Below are 22,762 nucleotides of genomic sequence, written 5' to 3' on the forward strand. Positions count from 1 at the left end.
AGCCGTTGTCACAGCGGTTCTGACATCGGCATCAGGCAGCGATCCCGCGCTTGTCCATGGCGTCCTCGACTATGCGCAGCCCGTCCATGCCCGGCAGCTTCGCGATGTGCGAGTCGATGTCGCGGATGAGTTTGCGGCCCTCCGGGCCCGCGAAGAGGTGAGTCATGACGTGCGTGACCTCGGTCTCGGGCATGACGCCCGAGCCGACCGGGCCCCAGGCGTTCTCGAGCGCCAGCCGGGCGACCACGCGGGCCTTCCTGCTTGCCGCGAGCCGGTCACGCGCCTGCGATGCGTAGAACGCGACGTGCTTCGTCTCCTGCTGTGCGATCCGCTTCAGCAGGGGCACCAGCACCGGGTGGCTCTCCAGCGCAGCGAGCCGGTGATACGCCGCCGTCGCCGACCACTCGTTCGCGGCGCCCCACGCCATGTGCACGGCGACGAAGTCGTTTCCGACCAGCCGACCGATCACTGTCTGCTTCACCGTCCCCAGGCGGTCCTTCCAGCCCAGCTTCAGACGGGTCGCCTTGAGCTCGTCGAAGTCGACTCGGAGGCCGTGGCGCTCCAGCACGGCCGCGAGTGCTTCGCCGTGCCAGAACTCCTCACGGTTCCACATCGTCATGAAAGCGCCCACCGCGGGCTCGTCGTGAGACGGGGTCGTCAGCAGATCACGCAGGTAGCACACTGTGTGGTATTCGATGTCACACATGTAGCGGAGCGTGCGCAACGTCTCCTCGGACAGTGGGCTGCGCTCGAACTCGTCGAAGTCGAGGTCGGCCCACTGCACGCCGGTGGAGTTCTTCGTGTACTTGTCTATGTCGAAAGCCATCAGTCGCTCTTCTCGTCGGTGCGCGTGGGAATCGTCGCCCGTGCCGCGAGGACGTCGCGGCGCACACCCGAACCGCCCCTCTTCCAGCGGTAGATGTTCCAGTTCCTCTTGTGCGACTCGCGCGCCAGTCCGGCGTCGGGGTTGATCGCCGAGGGCTTGCCCAGCAGCGACAGCCACGGCAGGTCGGAGTGGCTGTCGCCGTAGCCGTAGGACGCAGCGAGGTCGTAGCCGCCCTCCTCGGCGTACCGCTGAAGCCAGGCGGCCCTCGCCTCGTCCACAAGCGGCGGCTTCGCCAGGTAGCCGGTGAGCACACCGTCCCGCACGTGCATGGAGCTCCCGACGACCTCGTCGAACAGGTCGGCGAGCGGAGCGGCGAGAAGGCCGACGGAGCCGGTGACCAGGACGGTGCGGTGACCTGCCGCACGGTGCTCGCGGATGCGGGCCAGGGCGTCCGCGCTCGTGTGCCGCAGCATCGTATCGGCGTACCCGCGTTGTACGACCTCCTCAAGACGGGCGATGGACATGCCGCGGTAGCGGCGCAGGAACGCGCGGATGAACTCCCCGCGGTCACGTCTCTCGGCGCGGAGGTAGCCGGGCAGTGCGGCGAGCAGGTCCGCCGCCTCCTTCGGCCAGGCCGCCTTGCGGAAGCCCGCGGTGCGCACCCAGAGGTACTGCTCGACGATGTTGGAGTCGACGACGGTCCGTTCGAGGTCGAAGACAGCGAGTACGTCGGTACGCCGCGGCAGTTCGCGTTTCGGGCGGGCGTTCACCGGCCGGGCGGCCCCGGCCTTCCGGCGACGGTAGGCCGCCGTCAGCTCGCTGATGGCGGGGAGGTGCACCTTCTGCAGGTACTCCTCCCAGTCGATCCGCTCCACATCGAAGCCACGGTCCTCGCGCACCTCGGCCGGGAGGGCGTTGTTCAGCGCGCGGGTGTTGCGGTCGTCGAAGACGATCTCCGTCTGCGCATACGCCCGGTAGAGGTCGGTGAAGTCGCGGAGGGTGGCGATGCCGGCGCGCAGCTTGGCGTTCTCGGTGGCGAGAGCGCGCTTGCGCTCGTCGTTCGGCATCAGCCGCAGAGCGGCGTCCCAGAGGTCGGCCTTCTTCTTCGCCAGCCGAAGGCCTCGGTTGAACTTGCGCTCGCCCGAGAACTTCCAGGCCGGTACTTCGATGAATCCGTCGCCCTTGGGCAGCGGGTGCTGGGTGTAGTAGTCGCGTACGTTCTCGTACATGCGGTGAAAAGGCAGCGGATTCGACGCGCCCGAGGCGATGTGGAAGTACCTTGGCTCGTCGACGGGGGTCGGGTTGGCCGCCGCGGCAAGGATGGCGTTGACGACGAAGTCGACGGGGATGACGTCGAGGATCGAGTCGGGCAGCCCCGGGAAGTCGGGCAACTGGCCGCGGCCGTAGGCGAAGATCAGTGGATCGGCGACCTTGAAGCCGTCGATCCAGCCGGGGAACGGATGCTGGAGCGCGCTCTCGATGATCGCGGGCCGGACCACCGAAAGCCGGTGTCCGGCCTCGCCCCAGAGGTCCTCCGCGGCACGTTCGGCGAGTGCCTTCGTCAGGGTGTAGACGTCGGTCCACCCCAGACTCTGCGCGCGCCGCCGGCCGGCGGCCACGAGCTGGGAACGCACCCACTCGCGCCGTGCGTTCTCGCTCGCGCGGGCCGCCGCGATCGGACCCTCCTTCCCGTGGCTGCCGCGGGCGCGGGACATGAACTGCTCGAGCATCGCCGGCTCCCGCGAGGTGAGTTCGGTCTGCTCGTGGGTCCGTGTCGCCAAGGTCCACTCGGTGTGCCAGAGGACATCGTGTTCGAGCTTGGCCTCGGGCACCACACCACGACGGAGCCCTCCGACGTAGCAGGTGGACACATGGACGACGTGCGGGTCGGATCCGGAGGCGAGCAAGGCCTCGTAGAGGCTTACGGCGCCGTTGACGTTCGTGTCGAACGCCTCGTGGATGGGCGGGTCGAACGAGACGGTCGACGCCGAGTGGATGACGACGTCAAGGTGGGAGGGCAGCTCGGGGATGCTGGTCATGCTGCCGTCGAGCACCGTGATCCGTGCACGGGCTATGCGCTCGGCCTCCTCGGCGCCCACAGCATCCCGCCAGCGCTCGAACACGGGTTTGCGCAGAAGCTGCCGGAGCCGGTCCTGCCCGGTCTGGCTGCCCTTCCCGCGCACGAGGAGTGAGATGTGGGTGGCGGGGTGGTCGGTGAGCAGCCGCTCAAGCACGGCCTGCCCGACGAAGCCGGTCGCGCCGGTCAGCAGGACGTGCGCGTTGCCGAGTTCGGTCTTCGCGTTCTGCGGTATCACGGAAGGAGCCTCGATTCCACGGTGGATGCGACACCGGGGCGGATGCCGGGGAGAGCGGCGACCATCCCGCGGATACGGCGCGCCTCGGCTCGTCCGATCCGGTCGCCGAAGACATGGCGTTCGAAGAAGGTGCGCTCGTGCCCGGAGCGATCGACCGAGCCGAGCGGCCAGGCGGCGTGCCGGAGGGCGCGGCGGGTGATGCGCTGGGCGCGGGCCGATCCTTGGAGTCGGCGCTCCGCCTCCTCGGCGAGGAAGCGGATGTGGCGATGCTTGATCTCCACCACGGGGTTGATGATCGACGCCATCGTGGAGGACACACCGGCCAGACGCCGGTAGGCCGCCTGCGTGACCCATTCGTCCACAAGCCCCGTCGTCACGTGTTCGGCGACGATCTGTGTACCGGTGATGTTGGCGATGAGGGAACGACGGATCGGCCCACGGCGTTCGCGGCGCTCGGCCGGCACCCACCGCGCCGGACCGGCGCTCGAAGGGAGGTCGCAGGCAGCGGGAGAAGCTTCCAGGACGGCGTCCAGGGCATCGGCTATCCAGAACCTCTCGAACATCCATGTGGTGAGGAACGCGGTGACACGGGCGTCCTTGTGTGTCGCCGTGACGAGGAGGTCGCGCACGCGGTGCAGCGTCGCGCGTTCCATGTCGCGCAGCGCGCGAACGAGCCGGACGGATTCGGCATCGAGCGGCTCTTCGGCGAGCGACCCGAGGTCGAGCGTTCCGCGGTGGCTGCCGTGTGCCGTACGGGCGAACGCACGCACGTCGAAGCCCGCTGTCTCGGGCCGCGCGGTCGTCGTCTCGTTGTTCGAGTTCATGCACAGGCTTTCTGGGGCGGGAGCAGGGGAAACGCTGCAGAAGCCCCGGAGCGTGCGAGAAGCCGTCGGGGGCCGTCAGGTGAGACCGGGCAGCCGGCACATGTGTGACACGTGACCTGGCTCCGTGTGGGGCCTGCATGTACGGCCGCGTGCGCCGGACCTTGCTGGGCACCGATCACCTCCGCCATGCGCGGAAGCTCGTGTCACAAGACGGATGCGTGCCCGGTCTAACCCGATGAGCCGAGAAACGAAAGGTGTGTCATGCGCGAGGACCCGGCCATCTGGTGTTGTACGACCGTGGCAATTCCCCTGGGTCGGCTTGTCGGACGTCGAACACGGAAGCTTTGTGGATCTTCAAGTTCCCATGCAGAAGCGGGTTGCTGACCAGTTGGCTCGTACACGGGTCGCACTTGTCACCGGTGCCACGTCGGGGATCGGAGCGGCGTTCGCGCGCGCTCTGGCAGACCGCGGATGGGACCTTGTCCTGGTGGCGCGCGACAGGGAGCGGCTCGGCCGGACGGCGGCCGAGCTCGAGTCCCGGGGCCGTGCTGTCGAGGTGCTCCCCGCCGACCTGTCCGATCGTGCCGCCGTCGAGCGGGTCGCCGCCCGGCTGGAGGACCCCGCCCGCCCCGTGGACATGCTCGTGAACAACGCCGGTTTCGGCGTGCACGCACCGATGACCTCGGCCGACACCGCTCCGCACGACCGGGCGATCGAGGTCATGGGGCGCGCGGTGCTGGTGCTCGCCGGTGCCGCCGGGCGGGCCATGCGCGCACGCGGGCACGGTGCGATCGTCAATGTGTCGAGCACGGCCGGCTTCGTCACGATGGGGAGCTATTCGGCCGTCAAGGCCTTCGTGACCTCGCTCTCCGAGGGACTGGCGAACGAGCTCCATGGAACGGGCGTCACCGTGACGGCGCTCTGTCCGGGCTGGGTCCGCACAGAATTCCACACACGGGCCGGAATCCGGTCGTCGAGCATTCCGGACTTCCTCTGGCTCGACGCCCGGCGACTCGTCGAGACGAGTCTGCGCGACGTGCGCCGCGGACGGGTGATCTCCGTGCCGAGCCTCCGGTACCGGTTGCTCATCCGGTTCACACGCCATCTTCCACGCCGCACAGTGCGGTGGATCTCGCGACGGATCTCGTCCAGCCGCAACGACAGTCTCACTCACTGAAGGAATCAGTGCGGGCGAGCCCGCACGGGAAGGAAGCGGATGCCTGCGACGATACGCGGCCGTTTCACCTCACGCTCCCACGCTGCGGCGCGTTTCATCGCACAGCGCGGGCTGTTGAAGCCCCTCGTCTGGAGCATGACCAGCGTCACGGTGCTCGGGCGCGAGCGCCTGGCGAACGTCGAGGACTCGTATGTCGTCGTCGCCAATCACACCTCGCACCTCGACACTCCACTCATCATGGGCGCGCTGCCCCGCCGATTGGCGCGCTACCTCGCGGTGGGAGCGGCCGCCGACTACTTCTTCGACGTGTGGCGGCGGCGCGGCCTCACAGCCCTCTTCTTCAACGCCTTCCCGGTCGACCGCACCGGAGTGAACGCGCGCGGAGTGAGCGCCAAGGCTTTGCTGAACCGGGGAGTGCCGCTCCTGATCTTTCCCGAGGGGACCCGCTCGCGCGACGGGTCGCTCGGGGCGTTCAAGCCGGGGGCGGCGGCACTCGCCTCTTCGGCCGAGGTGCCGGTGCTCCCGGTCGCGGTCATCGGCGCGCATGCGGCGCATCCTCGCGGGTCGAATTGGCCGAAACCGGGCCGTCTGCCGGTCGGGGTTGTCTTCGGCGAACCGCTCACCGCTTTTCCCGGGGAGTTGAGGAGCGAGTTCACCGAACGCATCCGCTCGGCGATCCTCACCCTCACCGAGGAGAACTCCGACCGCATCCTCGGCGTCAGTGCGACCTCACGTCGTATACCTGAAGGAGACCGCTCGTGACCGAGCCCACCGTCCGCACCGACGCGATGCGCACCGACGATGTGAAACACATGAAGTGGTGGGGCTGGGGCGTGGAAGGTGTCGGATTCCGGCACGAGGACAAACCTGGTTTCGCGCCGTTCGTGCAGAAGGCCGTCGGTCTCGATCTCTGGGCGGGCGGGCGCACCGAACAGCCCGACTTCTCGCGGTTGAAGGTGCCGGCCTCGACGGCGCCCGAGGAGTTCGTCGCGGTTCTGAGCGGCATCGTCGGAGCCGGGAACACAGTTGTCGACGACCTGTCCCGGGTCGTCCACACCTACGGCAAGAGCCTGCGTGACCTGGTCCGCATCCGATCCGGCGAGATCGCACGCAGCCCCGATGTGATCGTCTACCCGGCAGACGAGGGGGAGGTGCAAAGTGTCGTCGCCGCGGCCGTCCGGGCGGACGCCGTGATCATCCCCTTTGGGGGCGGCAGCAACATCGCGGGCAGCCTCGAGCCGCACATGGACGAGTCCCGGGTGGTCGTCTCACTCGACCTCGGCCGCCTCAACCAGGTGCTGGAGATCGACCCCGACTCCGGCCTGGCGCGCGTCCAGGCCGGGGCACTGGGCCCTGATCTCGAGGCTCAACTCAATCGGGACGGCTGGACGATGGGGCACTTCCCCGACTCGTTCACCCACTCGACGCTCGGCGGGTGGGTCGCCACGCGCTCGTCCGGCATGCAGTCGGACAAGTACGGCGACATCGCGGACATCGTCAAGGGGCTGCGTGTCGTGCGGGCCGGGGGGGTCCTCGTGGTCCGGGCCGTTCCGAGCGCGTCGACGGGGCCGAGCGTGCGGGAGATGGTGGTGGGCTCCGAGGGGCGGCTCGGCGTCATCACCGAGGTCACCGTGCAGGTGCACCGGCTCCCCGAGAAGCGGGCCATCCACGCCTACTTCTTCAAGAATCTCGACCACGGCCTCGCGGCGATGCAGGAGATCGCCGAGAGCGACGTCTCGCCCTCGGTAACCCGTATCTCGGACGCGCATGAGACGGCCTTCTCCCTGGCGACGAGCAAGGAGTCGAAGGGGGTTCAGAAGAAGGCACAGGCCGGCCTCATGGCGTATCTCAAGAGGCGTGGCTGGAACCTCGACGAGATGTGCCTCTCCTTCATCGGCTTCGAGGGCGACGAGGCACACGTGAAGCGGCAGAAGTCGCTCGTCGGCCGGATCGTGCGCAAGCATCACGGCATCGGCGTCGGCAAGGGACCCGGTGCGCTCTACGACCAGAAGAAGTTCGACACGCCGTACATCCGCGACTTCCTGCTCGACCGCGGTGCCGCCGGTGACGTGAGCGAGACCGCCGGTCCGTGGTCGAAGCTTCGTGGCATCCACGCAGCGGTCTACGCGGCGGCCGAAGGCGCCTACGAGAAGATCGGCCACACAGGATGGACCATGTCGCACATGTCGCACTCGTACCACTCTGGAGCCTGTCTCTATTTCACTTTCGCCTTCGTGTTCGGTGACGACCCGCTGGGTGAGTACGACACCGTCAAGCGCGCGATCCAGCAGGCGTTCGTCGACGCCGGCGGCACGATCTCGCACCACCACGGGGTGGGCCTGGAGCACGCGCCCTGGCTGGAGGAGGACATCTCGACGGAGGGTGTCGCCATCATGTCGGGCCTGTTCGGCGCCGCCGACCCGGGCGGCCACTTCAACCCGCGCAAGATCGTGGTCTGAGCACGGCGGCCGATGGCCCACCCGGCCGAGGGAGGCCGTCGGCTCGTGGGCGAAGTTGTCCTCCTTGCCCTTCAGGCCCGACGGTCCGCAGCGCCGGCGTTCCCGCGACGAATCATGGAGGTTTTCTTTGTCATGGCTGCAGAACGAGGCGACCACGCAACGCATTGGCGCGAACAGGGGGCTTGCCTGCGCATCGACCCCGATCTGTTCTTCCCCATAGGCAACGGCAGCCTGACGCACGTTCAGATCGACGAGGCCAAGGCCGTCTGCCGTCGTTGCCCGGTCATGGACCAGTGTCTCGACTGGGCCATGAGCGTCGAGCGGGTGGAAGGCATCTGGGGTGGAAAGACCGAGGGCGAACGCCGTCTGATGAGGCGGCGTGACCGCGCTGAGCACCACCTCGGGGCCATGCGTGTCACATCCATGCCTCATGCCCGGTCATACGGGTGGAAGCAGTCATGAGCCTGCTCGCCCAAGAAGTGCAGACTCGGCGCCCCACTGTCTTGGTTCTGCCCACAGCAGGCGACCAACCCGCCGTATCCATTTCCTGTCGGCAACAAGTCAGGCTCATGACATCGAGAGCGCGTCCCTTTCGGGCCGGACGAGAAATGGTTTCAGGGACATGGATGATCAGAGCCGGAAAGAAGAAGCAGGCGAAGGAGGCGGTGGGGAGCGGATTGCCCGTTGGGCGGACGGACGCCTGGGCCCGTACAGCCAGATCCGGGCCAAAGCACGAAGGGTCTTCCCGGACCACTGGTCCTTCTTGTTGGGAGAGATCTGCCTCTACAGTTTCATCGTTATCATCGTGACAGGAGTCTATTTGACCCTGTACTTCCATCCGTCAATGAAAGAGGTGCAGTACAACGGCAGTTACCTGCCGTTGCGGGGGCAGACGGTGTCGGAGGCTTTCAACTCGACCATGCACCTCTCCTTCGATGTCCGGGGCGGACTGTTGATCCGACAGGCCCATCACTGGGCAGCCCTGGTGTTCATCGGGGCCATGCTCGTCCACATGCTGCGAGTGTTCTTCACCGGCGCCTTCCGCAAGCCCCGTGAATTCCAGTGGCTGTTCGGGTTCCTGCTGCTGGTCCTCGGGATGTTCGGAGGGTTGACCGGATACGACCTTCCGGATGACCTTCTCTCCGGAACCGGGCTCGCCGTCGTGAACGGGACGATCCTTTCCATACCGATCGTCGGAACCTACCTTTCGATGTTTCTCTTCGGAGGCGCGTTCCCGGGCGGTGAACTGGTGGCTCGCTTCAACACAGTTCACGTCCTGATCATCCCTGCCACCATGGTGGGACTGCTCGTGGCCCATCTGATCCTGCTGCTCCTCCACAAGCACACGCAGTATCCGGGCCCCGGACGGAGCAACAAGAACGTGGTGGGCCTGCCGCCCAAGGTGCGCGCGGCGAAGTCCGCGGGCTTCTTCTTCCTGGTCACGGGTGTCATCTTCGCCATCGCAGCACTCGTGCAGGTCAATCCCATCTGGCTGTACGGCCCCTACCGCGTCGACCAGGTCTCGGCCGGATCGCAGCCCGACTGGTACATGGGCGTGGCGGACGGACTGCTGCGAGTCATGCCCGGCTGGGAAATCGACTTCTGGGGCCACACCCTGGCGCTGGACAACCTGATTCCGCTGGTGGCAGGGGTCGGTCTCTTCCTGGCCATAGGCGCGTATCCGTTCATCGAGACCTGGCTGACCGGGGACGATCGTGAGCAGCACCTTCTTGACAGACCGCGCAACCGACCCGTGCGAACAGCACTCGGTGTCGCCTGGATCAGCTTCTATCTGGTGTCGCTCATCGGCGCGGCGAACGACATCATCGCCACCCGGTTCCATGTCTCGGTCGAATCAGTGACGTGGACGGTCCGCATCGGCCTCTTCGTCGCGCCTGTCGCAGCCTACGCCGTGGCGAAGCGGTGTGCCCTCGGTCTGCAACGCAGAGACCGCGACAAGGTGCTGCACGGACGAGAGACAGGTGTCGTAAAACGCTTGCCGCAGGGCGAGTTCATCGAGGTGCACGAGCCTCTCGGCCAGGCGGAACTCCACCTTCTTACACAGCATGAGCAATACACGCCGATCGCACCCGGCGCGAACGGCAACGCGGAGAGCCCGGGTGCCGGCGCCCGCCTTGCCCGCCGCCTGCGTGTCAGGTTCAGCCGCGCCCTCTACGGCGAAGGCTCGCAGATCCCCAAGCCGACCACGCAGGAGTACCAGGAGATCGCCCATGAGCACCTGCGCTGAACAGAGCGGCCATCAGGCCGACGCAGGGTGCCTCCAGGCACGCTCCGCCTGGGGGAAGTCATAGAACTCGGCGCTGATCTGCCAGGCACCCCGCTGCTCTGGCAGAACGTGCAGGGACCCGGGCGTGGGTACACACGACCGACCAAGGGCATGTCTGTCCGGAGATATTCCGGTCACGAGGTATGTCTGGTTCAAGACGCAGTGGATCGACGGAGGTACAACACGATGTCGGACAGGGATGCAGCGCACGGTCAGGGTGAGCACTCCCCGTCGGAAGGGTGGCAGACGGCGGCGACGATGCTCCAGGACGCCGCACCGATCGCCATTCCCGAGGGTGCGTCGGCGATGACCGTTCATGTCGGGTGGGAGCCCGGAGACCCGGGAACGACGCCGCACCGCCACTCGGGACCTGCCCTCGGCTACGTCACCGAGGGAGCGGTCCGCTTCGAGCCGGAGGGCGAACCCATGCTCGAACCGGTCAGTGAGAAGGAACTGGCCGAACGGGCCCGGCTGCGCGTCCCGTGCCCCACCGACTGACCAACCACCCACTCACACCATGCAGTTCCGACACGGATCCTGACCGCTCCGTGGGAGGGTGCGATTCGGCATGAGTGCCGCTGAAGTTGTCCACTACCTGCTGACCGCCCTGTTCGCGGCGGCCGCTGTCCGCGCGCTCCGACAGGGCGTCCTGACACGGACTCGTTTTTACCGCAGCCGCGTCGACCATCTGCTGCACGCCGCCATGGCCCTGGCCATGGCAGTGATGCCGTGGAGCTGGGGCGGCACCCTGCCGGAGCTGCCGCAGTCGGTCTTCTTCGCCACCGCCGCACTGTGGTTCCCGCTGACCGCCGTCAAGTGTGGCCAGGAGCGACAACTGTCGGCCACCGCCAAGAGACTGCCCTACGCGGTCGGCATGGCGGCGATGACCTGGATGTCGTACCGCGCGACGGGCCATTCGCACCAGACCATGGCCGAGGGCGTTCCGGCAGCACACCAGGCCATGCATCTCGGCCACTTCTTGGGTGAGTCGAAGGCCGACAACATCGTCACAGGAGTGTTGGCACTGTACCTCCTCACATGTTCTCTTCGCTCGCTGACCCGTGACATGCCCACACTGCGCGCAACCACCGGAACGGCCGACAACTCGACCAGCCTCAAGAGCGTTTGCGACCGCTTCTGGGACGGAGCGACAGCCATGGGAACGGCGGTCATGCTTCTGATGCCCCACTGACTCCTCGCCGGAACCCCTGTCACAACCGGAGTGGCCCGTCGGTCGACTGGTGGAACGGGCACCGGCTTCCCGTCGTCGTCTCGCTTCCCAAGAAGGCCGTTGCTCCGTGCCCTTACGCGAAGACGGCCTGGCAGAGAACGCCGGCGCACATCCCGCAGCCCTCTTGGGACAGCCCCATGCCCGACACCAAAGGAGAATGACATGACCACCGCTCCCCCGGCATCGCCGGACGACCTGCTGGGCGCCGACTTCTACCGCTACGAGGCGCTCCTCCCGGACGACGAACGCAAGATACTGCGCAAAGCCCGCGCCTTCCTGCGTGACGAAGTAAAGCCGATGGTCAACGGGTACTGGGACAAGGGCGAGTTCCCCATGGAGCTGATCGAGAAGTTCCGCGGGAGCGGGCTGACCGCCCTGTCCTACGAGGGTTACGGTGAGCACCTGCCCGCCGCCGGCCATCTGCTCGGCGGCATGCTCGCGATGGAGATGAGTCGTGTCGACGCCTCGGTCGCCACCTTCTTCGGCGTCCACAATGGACTCAGCTTCTACTCCATCTACACCGGCGGCGACCAGGAGCAGCGGGAGAGGTGGCTGCCCGCCATGGCCTCGATGGAGAAGATCGGCGCTTTCGCCATGACCGAGCCGCTGGGTGGCTCCGACGTCTCCGGTGGCATGCGCACCACCGCCAAGCTCAAGGGCGACACCTGGGTCCTCAACGGCGCGAAGAGGTGGATCGGCAACGCGACCTTCGCCGACCAGGTGGTGGTGTGGGCGCGGGACGTGGACGACAACCAGGTCAAGGGCTTCGTCGTCGAGAAGGGCACCCCCGGCTTCGTGCCGGTGAAGATCGAGGGCAAGATCGCGCTGCGGATCGTACAGAACGCCGAGATCGCCCTGACCGACGTACGGGTGCCGGAGGCGAACCGCCTCCAGAACATCAACTCCTTCAGAGACGTCGCGGAGATCCTGCGCTTCACGCGCAGCGGTGTCGCCTGGCAGGCCCTGGGGGTCATGATCGGTGCCTATGAGCTCGCTCTCGCCTACGCCAAGGAGCGTCAGCAGTTCGGGCGTCCGATCGCCAGGTTCCAGATGGTTCAGGACCTGCTGGTGAAGAGCCTGGGCGACATCACCGCCTCCTGGGGCATGCTGGTACAGCTCGCCCGGCTGCAGGACCAGGGCATCTTCCGCGATGACCACTCGGCGCTGGCCAAGGAATTCACCACGTCCCGGATGCGGGAGGTCGTCGCGTTCAGCCGCGAGATCTTCGGTGGCAACGGCATCGTCCTCGACTACGACGTCGCACGCTTCTTCGCCGACGCCGAAGCTCTCTACTCCTACGAGGGCACCCGCCAGATGCAAACCCTCATCGTCGGCAAGTCCATCACCGGGCAGAGCGCCTTCGTGTGAGTCGGCGCATCCTCATCGGCTTGGCCTTCGGCGTTGCAGGCGCCGCACCTCCCAGGCCTGGGAACCGCTCACTCGGCTCCGTCGGCGACATCGCCCCGTTCGACGGCCAGCCGGGTCAGTTCGACGCGGGTGTTGATGCCGAGCTTGGTGAAGATGTGTCTCATGTGGGTGTTGACGGTGTGCACGGACACGTAGAGTCGGTCGGCGATCGCCCGGTTGGTGAGGCCGTCCACGACGAGCGGGATGAGTTTCCGCTCGGATTCGGTCAGACTCGCCCACCCCTGGGACCTGATCGTGTCCTGCCGCGGGGCGCCCGCGCGCACGCCGAGCTGCCGAAGACGCCGCATGATCCGTTCGTGATCGCGCAGGGCTCCCGAGGCCGACGCCAGCTGACCCGCTTCTTCGAAGTACGGGATCGCCTGCGCCGTATCGACTGAGGTGGCCAGGAGCTCGCCGAGGTCCTCGCATGCCGCGGCCAGAGCCAGTCGCCTGCCGGTGCTCCGGTACCTGGTGATGGCGGACGTGAGTGCACCGGGGTCGCTGTGGAGCAGGCCGTCCACATGGGCGCGGACGGCCGCGATGATCTCCTGGCTGTCGTCCCGGGCGGTCAGGGTGCGCAGTGCGCCGGACACGGCCTGCGCGACCGACGGCTGCACGCCGCGCATGGCGATACGCACGATTCCAGGCCAGTGGGACGGCGGAAGGGCGAGCAGCCGCGTCGGCTCACTGTCCTCGAAGCTGCCCGTGAGTGCCGTTGCCGCTGCCTCGTCCCGGCCCTCCGCGTCCGCCACGCAGGCGCGGGCGAGAGACACCCACAGGCCGTATCGCTGCGCGTTCGTGCCGGAGCCGGCTTCGGCGGCGCGGAGATGGCCCCTCGCCTTGGCAAGGTCACCGCGCCTGATCTCCACCAGTGCCAGCACGGAGCGGGCCTGCGGATTCGGCTGGGTGATCTCGAGTTCGTCCGCCACCGCCAGACTGGCCTCGGCCTCCACGGCCGCGTCGTCCAGCGCGCCCTGTTCGAACAGGGCGCAGGCACGGCGAGCGTGCCAGTGGGGAAGTGACCAGCCGAGGCCCAGCGCCTCCGCTTCGTGCTGTCCCTCACGCAGAACCCTCTCGGTGTCCGCGAGCCGGTCGGTGGTGGTCAGTACCGTGGCCAGCCACAGCGCCGGAATTCTCGGGGGCCGCAGGTAGGGCACAGTGGGCTCGGTGCAGGCGCGTGCGGTGGCCGCCTCGGCAAGCTCCAGAGCTCGGGCCAAGCGCCCACGGTAGAAGAACGTCTGCGACTGGAACACCATGACGCTGACGACGACGGCCGGATCGTGGCTCCGGTAGGAAGCCGCGACCAGGCCGGTGTCCGTCCGCTCGGCAGCGGTGATGTTTCCGAGGTACACGTGGCCCGTCGCCTGCGTCTTGAGCAGCAGGACACGCAGGTCGGACGGCAGCGCGGGGAGGTCCAGAGCCCGCTGCAGGTGGGTCATGGCGGCGGCGTCATCGCCCGCGGCCTGGTGTATTTCGGCGGCTACCAGGCGCAGGTTCGCCTCCTGCGGCGGCTCCAGACCGCCCGACAGGGCAGCGTCGACCAGGTCGAGCGCCTCGTGGACCCTACGGGTCCGGCCGAGGTACTCGGCGGCGTCGGTCAGCAGACCGACACGACGCCGGTCGCGCCGGGGCAGCAGGCCGGCGACCCGCTGAGCGAGGTCCGCGGCCGCGTCGGGTGCCGTCGACGACAGTTCCCGTACGGCGGTGTGCAGCCTGGTCACGGCGTCGTCGTCGACCGGGCCGCCCGCCATGACGACATGCCAGGCCACCTCCGCCGACCGTGCCCCGGTGGCGCGCAGACTCTCGGCGGCCTCCCGGTGCAGAGCCGTCCGTACGGCCGGCGGCAGGTTCTCGTGGACGGCCTGCCTCAGGAGGTCGTGGCGGAAGGCGAGTCGCGGGCCGTCCGCCGAGAGCAGACCGCCGTTCAGGGCGGCCTCCACGCCTGCCAACAGGCTGCCGGCCTGCCTGCCGAGCATGCGGGCGGCCGTGCCGAAGTCGAATTCGCGGCCGAGGACGGAGCCGATCTGGAGCAGGCGTACGGCGTCTTCCGGAAGCTGCTCCAGACGTGCGGCGACACTCTGCCGGAAGCCCACGGGGATGTCGCGGTACAGGCGGCCGGCCGCGCCCGCCTCTGCTTTGACGGCATCCGTGTCAGGAAAAGAGCGCACCAGTTCGATCGCCAGGAACGGATTGCCCGCGACGCCTCGCAACATCCTGGCCAGACCGGGTGAGGGCTTCGCCCCGAGCGCGTCGGCCGCGATGTTCTCCAGTTCCTGCTGTGGCAGAGGGCCGAGGGTCAGCCATCGGGCTCCGAGGCGTTCGAGGTCCTCCCGCACCCTGGCCACGGTCGGCCGCTCGGTCTCCGACCGTATCGCCAGCACCCACAGGATCCGCGAGGCGGCCAGTCGTCCGGGCAGCGTGCGCAGCGCGAAGAGCGTGGCCGGATCTGCCCATTGCGTGTCGTCCACGAGCACGAGCACCGGCGCGCGCTGAGCCCGCTCCTCCAGAGCGTCCGCGATGCTGTCCAGCAGCCAGAGCCGCTGGTCGTTCACGGCTGCGGCGGCGCGGGCGGAACCGTCGGAGGCCCGCAGGGCGGACTGCAGGGCGGCTCCCGCGGCGTACTGCTCGAACTCGTCGGCCCGTACGGAGACCACATCGAACCCGCACCGCCGCGCCCGCTCGTCCAGCTCCGCGAGCAGCCGGCTCTTGCCGACGCCGGGCACGCCTTCCACGACGACGCAGGCGCCCCGTCCGCCACGCACTGCCGCCAGAGCTTCGCGGACAGCCGCGATCTCACGGTCCCGTCCCCTCAGGCTCAGCCCGGTCCCGGCCTGGTCACCGCGCCCGGGGTCCAGGTCGCCCGTGGGGTCTGTGCTGCGCATGGGGCAAGCATGCATCAGGCCATATGTGCCCTCAACGCCGGTCCCCCTGTGTGATCGGCGCCTGCACCTGGGTGACTGCGGGTTGCTCGCCGTCCACCGACCGACGGCCGCAAGGTGCGGGGAACGAACTCGGACCACGGAGTCGACGGGCTCCGTTCGGAACCGGCCGGCGTGAGCCGGCAGGTCAGTCGGTGGGGCGCGGGGCGCGCAGATGGGCCCGCCGCGTCAACTCCTGCTCCTCGACCAGGGTGAGCATCGGCTGACCCGGCGCGCACATCATGAACACGATGTACTTGGCCGGCGCGTCCGACGAGGCGTTGCCGTTCTGGTAGTGGATCACGTCACCGCCCGGCTCCCAGAACGTCTCACCGCGCCGCTCCCGTGGCGGACGGCGTTGGTGACCAGTTCACTGACGATCAGCCGCGTGCCGTCCTCAAGACCGCCCAGGCCCCATTCGGACAGCTGACGGGCTGCCATGCGCCGGGCACTGCGGGCAGCCGTCTGGTCGCTGGGCAGGGTCCAGGAGGCCACCTGGGCGGGGCTGAGCGTGCGGGTCCGGACGAGGAGCAGTGTGGGGTCGTCGGAGGGCGCCTGCCCCGGGAAGGTCTCCATCGCGCGGCTGCAGAGTTCTTCCAAAGAGCGGCTCGGTTGTGCCAGAGCGATGCCCAGGCGGTGCATGCCCACGTCGATGTCGTGGTCGCGGGTCTCGATCAGGCCGTCGGTGCACAGGCCGAGGAGACTTCCCTCGGGCAGTTCCAGCTCCACGGCCTCGAACGGGACTCCCAGCCCGATGCCCAGTGGGGTTCCGGTGGGCAGGTCGGGGAAGGCAACCCGCCCCTGCGGGTCGACGATCGCGGGCGGGGGGTGCCCGGCCCGCGCCATGGTGCACCGGCGGGTGACCGGGTCGTAGACCGCGTACAGGCAGGTGGCACCCACAGCCGGGAGGTACTGCTCCGGGGCATCGGCATCCTCCTCGGCCAGCCGCTGGACCGTGTCGTCGAGGTGGGTCAGCGGTTCGTCGGGGGGCAGCTCCATGTCGGCGAGCGTGCGCACGGCGGTGCGGAGCCGGCCCATGGTCGCGGCGGCGTTGATCCCGTGTCCCACCACATCGCCGACGACGAGTGCCACCCGCGCGCCGGACAGCGGGATCACATCGAACCAGTCACCCCCGACGCCGTGATCCATGTCGGCGGGGAGGTAACGAGACGCCAATCTCGACCGCCGCGCCGCCCTTCAAACGGTGCGGAAGCAGGTTCCGTTGGAGGGCGAGGGCAGCGGTGTGCTCGCGGGCGTACTGGCGCGCGTTGTCCAACGCCAGCGCAGCGCGGCTGACGAGTTCCTCGGCCAGGAGCACATCGACCTCCTGGAACGGCCCCGGGTCCACGGTGCGGATGAAGAGCACCATGCCCAGCAGGACACGCCGCGCCCGGATGGGAATGACCATCAGGGAGTGCATGCCGTTCTCGTGGACCTTCCGCGCCCGCGCGGGGTCATGGTCGATCCATGTACCCGGAGCGGTGTCCAGGACCGGCTCGAGGTGGGGCCTGCCGGAGCTCAGGACATCGGTGAAGGGCGAGGCGGGCGGCCAGGGGACCACCTCACCGTGCACCCACGGGGACTCCGGGACCCCATGACGAACCGAGGCCAGACCGGCGCGCCTGAAGACAGGGAGGCGCTCGCCCTTGAACCCGACGTGGACCGGGGGCCCTTCTCCGCCGGGGACCGACTGCTCGAGGTCGACCGCGACGTAGTCGGCGAGCAGAGGCACGGCCAGGTCGGCCGGTCCTGGCTGGTCCGCATCACGTCCAGGCTGCTGCCGAGGCGGGTACTGCCCTCGCTGAGGATGGCCAGGCGATCGCGCGCCCGCCGGCTCTCGGTGACGTCGACGCTGATGACGCACACACCCAGCACCAGGCCGTCGGCGTCCTGGAGGCAGAAGATCGAAGCCGCGAACGTGTGCTCCCGATGCGGGCTCGACGGCAGCCGCGTCCGGTAGTCGTGCACCTTGGTGGGCCCGCTCCGGACAGCCTGTCGCATCGCTGACTCGAGTGCTTCGGTCCCTGCGCCCGGTCGCACATCGGTGAATCGACGTCCGAGCCGTCGGTCGCGGGAAATGCCGTCGTGACTCTCCATCGTGTCGTTCACCCAGGTGCAGCGCAGTTGCGGGTCCCCCACGACGATGCCCATCGGGACGCGGGCGAGCAGGGACTCCCGCACCAGTCGGTTCGTCGCTTCCCCGGAGGCCTCGCCGATGTCGGTCACGGACACCAGCCACCGGACCGTTTCGCCCTGCCCTCACAGCATCGAGACCCGCAGGCTCACGTCGAGCCCGTGGCCATCTCTGTGCCGCACCGTCGTCGTACCCGACCAGCCGTGCTGAGCGCGGCACTGCTCGACGAACTCCGCCGTCGCCGGCGCTTCTTCGGGGTACGGCAGTACGGCTGAGGCCGACCGGCCCACGACGTCGCCGGCGGAGTACCCGACCAGCCGCTCGGCGGCCCGCGTCCATCCGACGACCGTCCCCTGCTCGTCGAGCATCGCAGTCGCCGACTCCGAGGGCTCGCGGATGTCCGGCTGCTTACCGGGTGTCACTTTGTCAGTGCTGATCACCGAATTCGTCGTCCTCGGATAGGTGGCGGCGGGGCAGACATCTGCGGCACGCCGTGCTTCGTCACCGTTGTCAGTTCCGGACCCGGACATGAGCCGAATTGCGCCCCTACTTGTCCCTTTTCAGCCCATTGACCGGATGGCGCTGTGAACTGTGACAAGGGGTACTGCCGCGCCGGCGGGCTCAGAGGGTGCGGTGTTCTTGCCGGCTTCCAAGGGGCACGCGCTGCGGTTGGAGGCGACCACAGGGCTGCCGGCGGACTGTCTGACGCCCTGGTTCCGAATGGCGCTGTCCAGTCCTGTTCCGGAGGCGGAGGCGCTGCGCCGACGACGGCTGGTCCGGCTGAGCAACCCCGAGGAGCTCGCCCGGCGCTGTCCGCGCACGGCGACCGCACTTCCGTACCACTGCGCGGCGGCCGCGGCACCGATCGTCACCGGCACCCAGGCATGGAGCACGCTGCTGCTTCTGTGCCACAGACGTGTGCAGCAGCCGATGGGTCCCCCGGCCGCCCCGTCCCGGTCGGGCTGGAGCGGCGACGGCCGCAGCCTATGACCGCGGCCCGCGATGCGGCGCCCGGTTGGTGAGGGCCGCCGACGGGGCGGGGTGGTGTCGGAATGGACCGTCCTGATCGACTGACGGTGCGGTCACCCGGGATGCGTGATCAAGACCGGCGAGCCGTTCCGGGAGCCGGGCAGTGACGCAATGCACTGCCAGGACCGGCAACGCCTGTCGGACGCACCGCCCCGACACACACGCTGCGGGCGCGGGACCGCGACGGAGCATGCGTGCTCAGACAGTGCGCCGACCGACCGCCTGCCTCCCCTCGTGGTGGCGCCGTCCCTGCCGACGCCCTTGGAGACTCCCGACCCGTCGGCGGAGGCGCGATCGGAACGCCTCCGTGGCGCGCCGGACCTGGCCTCCGGTCATGGCAATGGCGGTGAATTCCGAGCGGCCGGAGCCCCGTTGAGGAATCCGGGGAGCGCGGCTCACCCATCAGCCGACGCAGGACCGAAAACCGCTGCACAGCGGGCGCGGGAGCCCAGAAACGCGGCGATCTTGCTCGGGTTGAACACCCACATCACCTTGTGTATGCCGGCCCTCGAAGCAGCGACCGTCAGGATCGCGGTGGGAGAACCGTCGCGGTACATCATCACGCCCGTACGGCCATTGGCCTGGACCAGCCGCAGGTCCGTGTCCCGCCAGAACCGCGGAGTGGCGGTCGCCAGGTTGGCCACACGCGCACGGCCCACCACAGGCACACGGGCGGCACCTCGGAGACCGTTGCCGTCGGACAGGCTGACGATGTCAGGGGCGAGGACGGCTTCCAACGAGGCCACATCTCCGGTGCGAGCCGCTGAGACGAAGGCATCCAGCAGGCGTCGATGCTCCACCGCGTCCACACTCACCCGCGGCTCGCCCGACAGCCGCTTGCGCGAACGGCTCACGATCTGGCGGATGTTGACGACGCTGAGCTGCAGGATCTCGGCAATCTCCGGATAGGAGTAGTCGAACGCCTCGCGCAGGACGTACGCGGCCCGCTCCGTGGGACTGAGCTTCTCCAGTACCAGCAACAGGGCCAACTCCAGGGCCTCCGCCCGCTCCGCGCCCACCTCCGGATCCGAACTGGTGTCGACGGGCTCAGGCAACCACGGCCCGATGTAGGTCTCCCGGCGCACCCGCGCCGACTGCGCCACGTTGATGGCCAAACGGGTCGTCGCGCTCGACAGGAAGGCCACCGGGCTCACCACCACGGAGCGGTCGGTCTTCTGCCAGCGCAGCCACACCTCCTGGACCACGTCCTCGGCCTCGACCACACTGCCGAGCACACGGTAGGCGATCCCGAAGAGGCGCGCACGGTGCTGCACAAAGGCAGAAACAGCCTCGTCAAGGTCGCTCGTCGCAGGGGACGACTTGAGATACATGATCCTGTGGTCCTCGTTTCTCCGGATACGGCTGTCGCGTGGCGGGATCACATCGCCACCGCGCGCAAGCAGGTGGCTTCGACAAGCCGTCCTGCGACGCGTTCCTCACGGCCGGCGTCGCGCCTGGCATCTGGCTCCGCGTGGCTTGTTCGGGTGGTGCGGGAAATGTGGCCACTAAAAGTCACGACTGGTCCAATCGCAGCTGAACCAGAGATCCGAATCAGCCCCGTTCCTCCGACCGAACCGGCGCACAGGAATGCCGCAGGCTGTTGTCGGAACAGTGGCGGTCAGGCAGAGACATCGTGGTCTCGCGGGCCGCCCCTTGGCTCACATCAGGACTCCGAGCAGCAGCTGCACTTCTCTTCAGGGAATGAATACAATCTTCGCCAACCAGGCCAGACTGGGTCGTAGCGGCAGCTGGACGCATCGCACAATCGAGTGATTCGGCCGGCCGGCCGAGCGGCAGGACCTGCCTCAGGGTGTCGGCATGCGGTCTGTGCCCGACATGGCCTCCGGCACGGCCAACGCCTGACCATCGCACCCGCGCTGGGACGGGTGGATTTCGCAGCCCAGCCCTCAGGAAATGTGACAGTGGCGTCCTCGAACCCACAGCGACAGGGGCGCCGAAGCGCTTCTTGCTCTCGGCCGACGACCTGCCGGCCGGCAGGTAGGCGTGCCACGGCCGACCGACGGTCCGGGCACCGCCCCTCGGCTCACGACCGCCTCATAGACGTCCAAGACCGCCCGCCTTCCTCATCCGCCTGACCTGTCGAACCATTGACCGGCGGGGGGCGAAAGATGTGACACGGAGCCCAACACACCGTGAGCGACAGGCGCACCGGGACGCTCCTCACCCAGGCGACGACCACACGAGGGACACCGCGTCCGGACAGGCCTGAACAGCCAGAATGGCTCAGGGCACTCCTGAGGCACATCGCATGAACTAGTGATTCGACGCAACCACCGACCGGCAGCCGCTCAAGCGCGCAAACACACCATCACCACCATCGACGCTCGCTATGCGCACCCCGTCGAACGCGGCATCGCACGACTGCAATCGCGGCAGATCTTCCACAGAGCACGATGCAACCCGGTCAGACGTCACGGTGCCCCTATGGAACGGTGCATATCATGTTGGCGGGGTACCCATTTCCGCGTCCGGGCCGAGCGGCACACAACCGAGTCGAGACGTGGCCGGAGGGGTACAGGATGAGAGGAACGCATGGTCTCCGTATCCCACTCGACGCACGACATCGAGGTCACCGCCGAGGGCCTCCAAGAGGATTTGGCCCGCCTGCAGATCCAGAAGCAGGCGCTGGAACGGGAACTTGCGGCGGTCGTGGCACATCTCGGCTCGGTGCAACGGGCCCTCAGCGCCTTCGAGTCCTTGATGCGCGCCCCGGCTGCCGCGGAGCAGACCCAGGTTCCGAAGCCCGTCGTCCCGCAGGCCCAGCTTGCCGCCACCGAGTCCGCGGACATCGCGAGGACACCTGCGCCTCGGGCGCAGAAGCCGCCGAGCAGGAGCGAGGACGCGGACCGTCCTGCTCCGGCCGGGGACGACACGGACGGGCAGAAGAAATACGGCCGGCTCACCGAGCAGATCATGGAGTACTTCGCCGCGACCGACGACGTCGACGTACGGGCCCGTGATGTGGCCGCCGCTCTGGGCCGCGACTCCGACAGCGCAAGCATCAACGGGGTTCGCAGCACACTCGATCGCCTTGTCGGCGCCTCTCGTGTCCAGCGGACCGGGCGAGGTCTCTACCGCGCCCATCGTGCCTAGACCACGGTGATGTGTCCGCGACGTCGTCGAACGCCGTGAGCCGGAGACGAACAAGGGGGTCAGGTCCGCCGAGTTCGCCAAGGCCACGCATCGACGACGAAACGCTGAGCCGTGCCCGGCAGTTCAGCTCAACGATCCCAGGAGCACGGCGGAGCACAAGGCCATGGCCACGGTGATCAGGATCATCGCGGTGAGCGTTCCTCGTAGCCATCGTGTGAAGCGGACACGGTGCTGCTGCTGCACCTCGCCGATGCTCGCTGCGATGTGTTCCGTGACCATGCGTGCGACGTACCTCTGTTCCTTGAGGTACCAGCTCTCGATATCCGCCTTCTGCTCCTGGTTCAGCCCCGCCACCCGCGTGGTGAAAACCGCCACGCGCTGCCGCGCCGCTTCCAGATGAGCATGCCGGTACAGGAAGGTCTCGATGTCGGTCAGGCCGCGCGCGGCCTCCTTACTCGTGTTCATGGTGTGCTCCACAGGAGAGGCGGTGAGCCCGGTTGCGGGAGGACAGAAACGCCCTCAGCGCTTGGTAGGTGGACGAAGGCAAGGCCCGAAGCAGGTGCTGCGGTCAGCGGTGAACGTGTCCGGGCGGAATCGGTCGGGTCCCGCGACCGGCTGGATGCCGACGCGTGCGGCCCAGGCGACCTCGTCTTCGGAGGCGGCATCGGCCGGCTGTGAGAGAAGAACACTGTCCATCACACCGTTGTGGTGCAGCCTTCACAACAGATGGACCGAGCAGCTCATCCACCTGTGACAGGCACCCTGCGGCCGCCGGCAAAGAGGAAGCCCACGGTGCAGCACGCGTGGCGTCCCGGTTGTCCGATCGGTCGGAAACACCTGCCGCGCCACAAGCCCAGGCTCAGTTGCCGAGGCCGCCGTCCGACAGGGGCGTCACTCCGGCCGAGGAGCAGTTTCCAGCGTGCTCCCGTCTCCTGCCGAGGGGTATGCCCCGCTCACCACCCCTCCGGCGGGCCGCTGCCGCCGAGCGCCGTGGCCCTGTCGAATGGCTGGTTCTCCGCCCGTCCCGACGCTCCCTCACAT

At 68.2% G+C, this 22,762-nt stretch carries 21 protein-coding genes; 10 read left to right on the forward strand and 11 right to left on the reverse strand.

Annotated elements, in window-relative coordinates; all coding sequences use genetic code 11:
- Positions 1-31: 31 nt before the first annotated feature.
- The 3 genes from ACWGJB_RS00075 to ACWGJB_RS00085 are packed head-to-tail and all read right to left on the reverse strand — an operon-like array spanning position 32 to position 3,965.
- On the reverse strand, positions 32-826 hold the full coding sequence (locus ACWGJB_RS00075; protein ID WP_453378020.1) for a ferritin-like domain-containing protein: 795 nt from the start codon (positions 824-826) through the stop codon (positions 32-34).
- Positions 826-3,141 carry an HAD-IB family hydrolase gene (locus ACWGJB_RS00080; protein WP_453378021.1) on the reverse strand — a complete coding sequence of 772 codons (2,316 nt, stop codon included), beginning with the start codon at positions 3,139-3,141 and terminating at the stop codon, positions 826-828. The genes ACWGJB_RS00075 and ACWGJB_RS00080 overlap by 1 nt, the downstream gene beginning before the upstream one ends.
- Positions 3,138-3,965, reverse strand: a complete 828-nt coding sequence (locus tag ACWGJB_RS00085) for a hypothetical protein (protein ID WP_453378022.1) — start codon at positions 3,963-3,965, stop codon at positions 3,138-3,140. Before ACWGJB_RS00085 ends, ACWGJB_RS00080 begins: the two co-directional genes overlap by 4 nt.
- Positions 3,966-4,329: 364 nt before the next feature.
- Between ACWGJB_RS00085 and ACWGJB_RS00090 the strand changes: the two genes are divergently transcribed.
- The 8 genes from ACWGJB_RS00090 to ACWGJB_RS00125 all read left to right on the forward strand — a co-directional run bounded on the left by ACWGJB_RS00090 (position 4,330) and on the right by ACWGJB_RS00125 (position 12,487).
- Entirely contained in the window at positions 4,330-5,142 is an 813-nt protein-coding gene (locus tag ACWGJB_RS00090; protein ID WP_453378562.1) for an SDR family NAD(P)-dependent oxidoreductase, read from the forward strand.
- Positions 5,143-5,277: 135 nt separating this feature from the next.
- Positions 5,278-5,904 carry a lysophospholipid acyltransferase family protein gene (locus tag ACWGJB_RS00095; RefSeq protein ID WP_453378023.1) on the forward strand — a complete coding sequence of 209 codons (627 nt, stop codon included), beginning with the start codon at positions 5,278-5,280 and terminating at the stop codon, positions 5,902-5,904.
- Positions 5,901-7,601 (forward strand): FAD-binding oxidoreductase, encoded by a 1,701-nt coding sequence (locus ACWGJB_RS00100; RefSeq protein WP_453378024.1) that lies wholly within the window; start codon positions 5,901-5,903, stop codon positions 7,599-7,601. The genes ACWGJB_RS00095 and ACWGJB_RS00100 overlap by 4 nt, the downstream gene beginning before the upstream one ends.
- 132 nt (positions 7,602-7,733) lie before the next feature.
- Positions 7,734-8,063 carry a WhiB family transcriptional regulator gene (locus ACWGJB_RS00105; RefSeq protein WP_453378025.1) on the forward strand — a complete coding sequence of 110 codons (330 nt, stop codon included), beginning with the start codon at positions 7,734-7,736 and terminating at the stop codon, positions 8,061-8,063.
- Positions 8,064-8,223: 160 nt separating this feature from the next.
- Entirely contained in the window at positions 8,224-9,849 is a 1,626-nt protein-coding gene (qcrB, locus tag ACWGJB_RS00110; protein WP_453378026.1) for a cytochrome bc1 complex cytochrome b subunit, read from the forward strand.
- Positions 9,850-10,074: 225 nt separating this feature from the next.
- A complete protein-coding gene (locus tag ACWGJB_RS00115; RefSeq protein WP_453378027.1) occupies positions 10,075-10,386 on the forward strand; it encodes a hypothetical protein in 312 nt (103 codons plus the stop codon).
- 70 nt (positions 10,387-10,456) lie between these two features.
- Complete coding sequence (locus ACWGJB_RS00120; RefSeq protein ID WP_453378028.1) at positions 10,457-11,080, forward strand: DUF5134 domain-containing protein; 624 nt, start codon at positions 10,457-10,459, stop codon at positions 11,078-11,080.
- Positions 11,081-11,281: 201 nt separating this feature from the next.
- Positions 11,282-12,487 (forward strand): acyl-CoA dehydrogenase family protein, encoded by a 1,206-nt coding sequence (locus ACWGJB_RS00125; protein WP_453378029.1) that lies wholly within the window; start codon positions 11,282-11,284, stop codon positions 12,485-12,487.
- A 68-nt stretch (positions 12,488-12,555) separates the two neighbouring features.
- Here the strand turns inward: ACWGJB_RS00125 and ACWGJB_RS00130 are convergent, their stop codons facing one another.
- From ACWGJB_RS00130 to ACWGJB_RS00155, 6 genes are all read right to left on the reverse strand, one after another.
- Positions 12,556-15,408 carry a helix-turn-helix transcriptional regulator gene (locus ACWGJB_RS00130; RefSeq protein ID WP_453378030.1) on the reverse strand — a complete coding sequence of 951 codons (2,853 nt, stop codon included), beginning with the start codon at positions 15,406-15,408 and terminating at the stop codon, positions 12,556-12,558.
- A 184-nt stretch (positions 15,409-15,592) separates the two neighbouring features.
- Positions 15,593-15,748: a hypothetical protein gene (locus ACWGJB_RS00135; RefSeq protein WP_453378031.1), complete on the reverse strand. Its 156-nt coding sequence runs from the start codon at positions 15,746-15,748 to the stop codon at positions 15,593-15,595.
- On the reverse strand, positions 15,745-16,593 hold the full coding sequence (locus tag ACWGJB_RS00140) for a PP2C family protein-serine/threonine phosphatase (protein ID WP_453378032.1): 849 nt from the start codon (positions 16,591-16,593) through the stop codon (positions 15,745-15,747). The genes ACWGJB_RS00135 and ACWGJB_RS00140 overlap by 4 nt, the downstream gene beginning before the upstream one ends.
- Entirely contained in the window at positions 16,571-17,017 is a 447-nt protein-coding gene (locus ACWGJB_RS00145; RefSeq protein ID WP_453378033.1) for a GAF domain-containing protein, read from the reverse strand. Before ACWGJB_RS00145 ends, ACWGJB_RS00140 begins: the two co-directional genes overlap by 23 nt.
- Positions 16,963-17,595 (reverse strand): PAS domain-containing protein, encoded by a 633-nt coding sequence (locus ACWGJB_RS00150; protein ID WP_453378563.1) that lies wholly within the window; start codon positions 17,593-17,595, stop codon positions 16,963-16,965. Before ACWGJB_RS00150 ends, ACWGJB_RS00145 begins: the two co-directional genes overlap by 55 nt.
- A 108-nt stretch (positions 17,596-17,703) precedes the next feature.
- Complete coding sequence (locus ACWGJB_RS00155) at positions 17,704-18,018, reverse strand: PAS domain S-box protein (protein ID WP_453378034.1); 315 nt, start codon at positions 18,016-18,018, stop codon at positions 17,704-17,706.
- A gap of 199 nt (positions 18,019-18,217) precedes the next feature.
- Between ACWGJB_RS00155 and ACWGJB_RS00160 the strand changes: the two genes are divergently transcribed.
- Positions 18,218-18,568: a hypothetical protein gene (locus ACWGJB_RS00160; protein WP_453378035.1), complete on the forward strand. Its 351-nt coding sequence runs from the start codon at positions 18,218-18,220 to the stop codon at positions 18,566-18,568.
- 434 nt (positions 18,569-19,002) lie between these two features.
- Here the strand turns inward: ACWGJB_RS00160 and ACWGJB_RS00165 are convergent, their stop codons facing one another.
- On the reverse strand, positions 19,003-19,938 hold the full coding sequence (locus ACWGJB_RS00165; RefSeq protein WP_453378036.1) for an RNA polymerase sigma-70 factor: 936 nt from the start codon (positions 19,936-19,938) through the stop codon (positions 19,003-19,005).
- Between the two features lie 1,222 nt (positions 19,939-21,160).
- Between ACWGJB_RS00165 and ACWGJB_RS00170 the strand changes: the two genes are divergently transcribed.
- Positions 21,161-21,721 (forward strand): hypothetical protein, encoded by a 561-nt coding sequence (locus ACWGJB_RS00170; protein ID WP_453378037.1) that lies wholly within the window; start codon positions 21,161-21,163, stop codon positions 21,719-21,721.
- 123 nt (positions 21,722-21,844) lie between these two features.
- Here ACWGJB_RS00170 and ACWGJB_RS00175 read toward each other — a convergent pair whose 3' ends face one another.
- A complete protein-coding gene (locus tag ACWGJB_RS00175) occupies positions 21,845-22,198 on the reverse strand; it encodes a hypothetical protein (RefSeq protein ID WP_453378038.1) in 354 nt (117 codons plus the stop codon).
- Between the last annotated feature and the right edge of the window lie 564 nt (positions 22,199-22,762).

It is taken from the genome of Streptomyces sp. NPDC054813, from assembly GCF_053611365.1.

Excerpts from the sequence above, each read along its gene's own strand:
- ACWGJB_RS00075 (WP_453378020.1), bottom strand. The coding sequence starts at position 826 with ATGGCTTTCGACATAGACAAGTACACGAAGAACTCCACCGGCGTGCAG.
- ACWGJB_RS00085 (WP_453378022.1), bottom strand. The coding sequence starts at position 3,965 with ATGAACTCGAACAACGAGACGACGACCGCGCGGCCCGAGACAGCGGGC.
- ACWGJB_RS00090 (WP_453378562.1), top strand. The coding sequence starts at position 4,330 with ATGCAGAAGCGGGTTGCTGACCAGTTGGCTCGTACACGGGTCGCACTT.
- ACWGJB_RS00095 (WP_453378023.1), top strand. The coding sequence starts at position 5,278 with ATGACCAGCGTCACGGTGCTCGGGCGCGAGCGCCTGGCGAACGTCGAG.
- ACWGJB_RS00105 (WP_453378025.1), top strand. The coding sequence starts at position 7,734 with ATGGCTGCAGAACGAGGCGACCACGCAACGCATTGGCGCGAACAGGGG.
- qcrB (WP_453378026.1), top strand. The coding sequence starts at position 8,224 with ATGGATGATCAGAGCCGGAAAGAAGAAGCAGGCGAAGGAGGCGGTGGG.
- ACWGJB_RS00115 (WP_453378027.1), top strand. The coding sequence starts at position 10,075 with ATGTCGGACAGGGATGCAGCGCACGGTCAGGGTGAGCACTCCCCGTCG.
- ACWGJB_RS00120 (WP_453378028.1), top strand. The coding sequence starts at position 10,457 with ATGAGTGCCGCTGAAGTTGTCCACTACCTGCTGACCGCCCTGTTCGCG.
- ACWGJB_RS00125 (WP_453378029.1), top strand. The coding sequence starts at position 11,282 with ATGACCACCGCTCCCCCGGCATCGCCGGACGACCTGCTGGGCGCCGAC.
- ACWGJB_RS00130 (WP_453378030.1), bottom strand. The coding sequence starts at position 15,408 with ATGCGCAGCACAGACCCCACGGGCGACCTGGACCCCGGGCGCGGTGAC.
- ACWGJB_RS00140 (WP_453378032.1), bottom strand. The coding sequence starts at position 16,593 with ATGGATCACGGCGTCGGGGGTGACTGGTTCGATGTGATCCCGCTGTCC.
- ACWGJB_RS00150 (WP_453378563.1), bottom strand. The coding sequence starts at position 17,595 with ATGGGCATCGTCGTGGGGGACCCGCAACTGCGCTGCACCTGGGTGAAC.
- ACWGJB_RS00165 (WP_453378036.1), bottom strand. The coding sequence starts at position 19,938 with ATGTATCTCAAGTCGTCCCCTGCGACGAGCGACCTTGACGAGGCTGTT.
- ACWGJB_RS00170 (WP_453378037.1), top strand. The coding sequence starts at position 21,161 with ATGGTCTCCGTATCCCACTCGACGCACGACATCGAGGTCACCGCCGAG.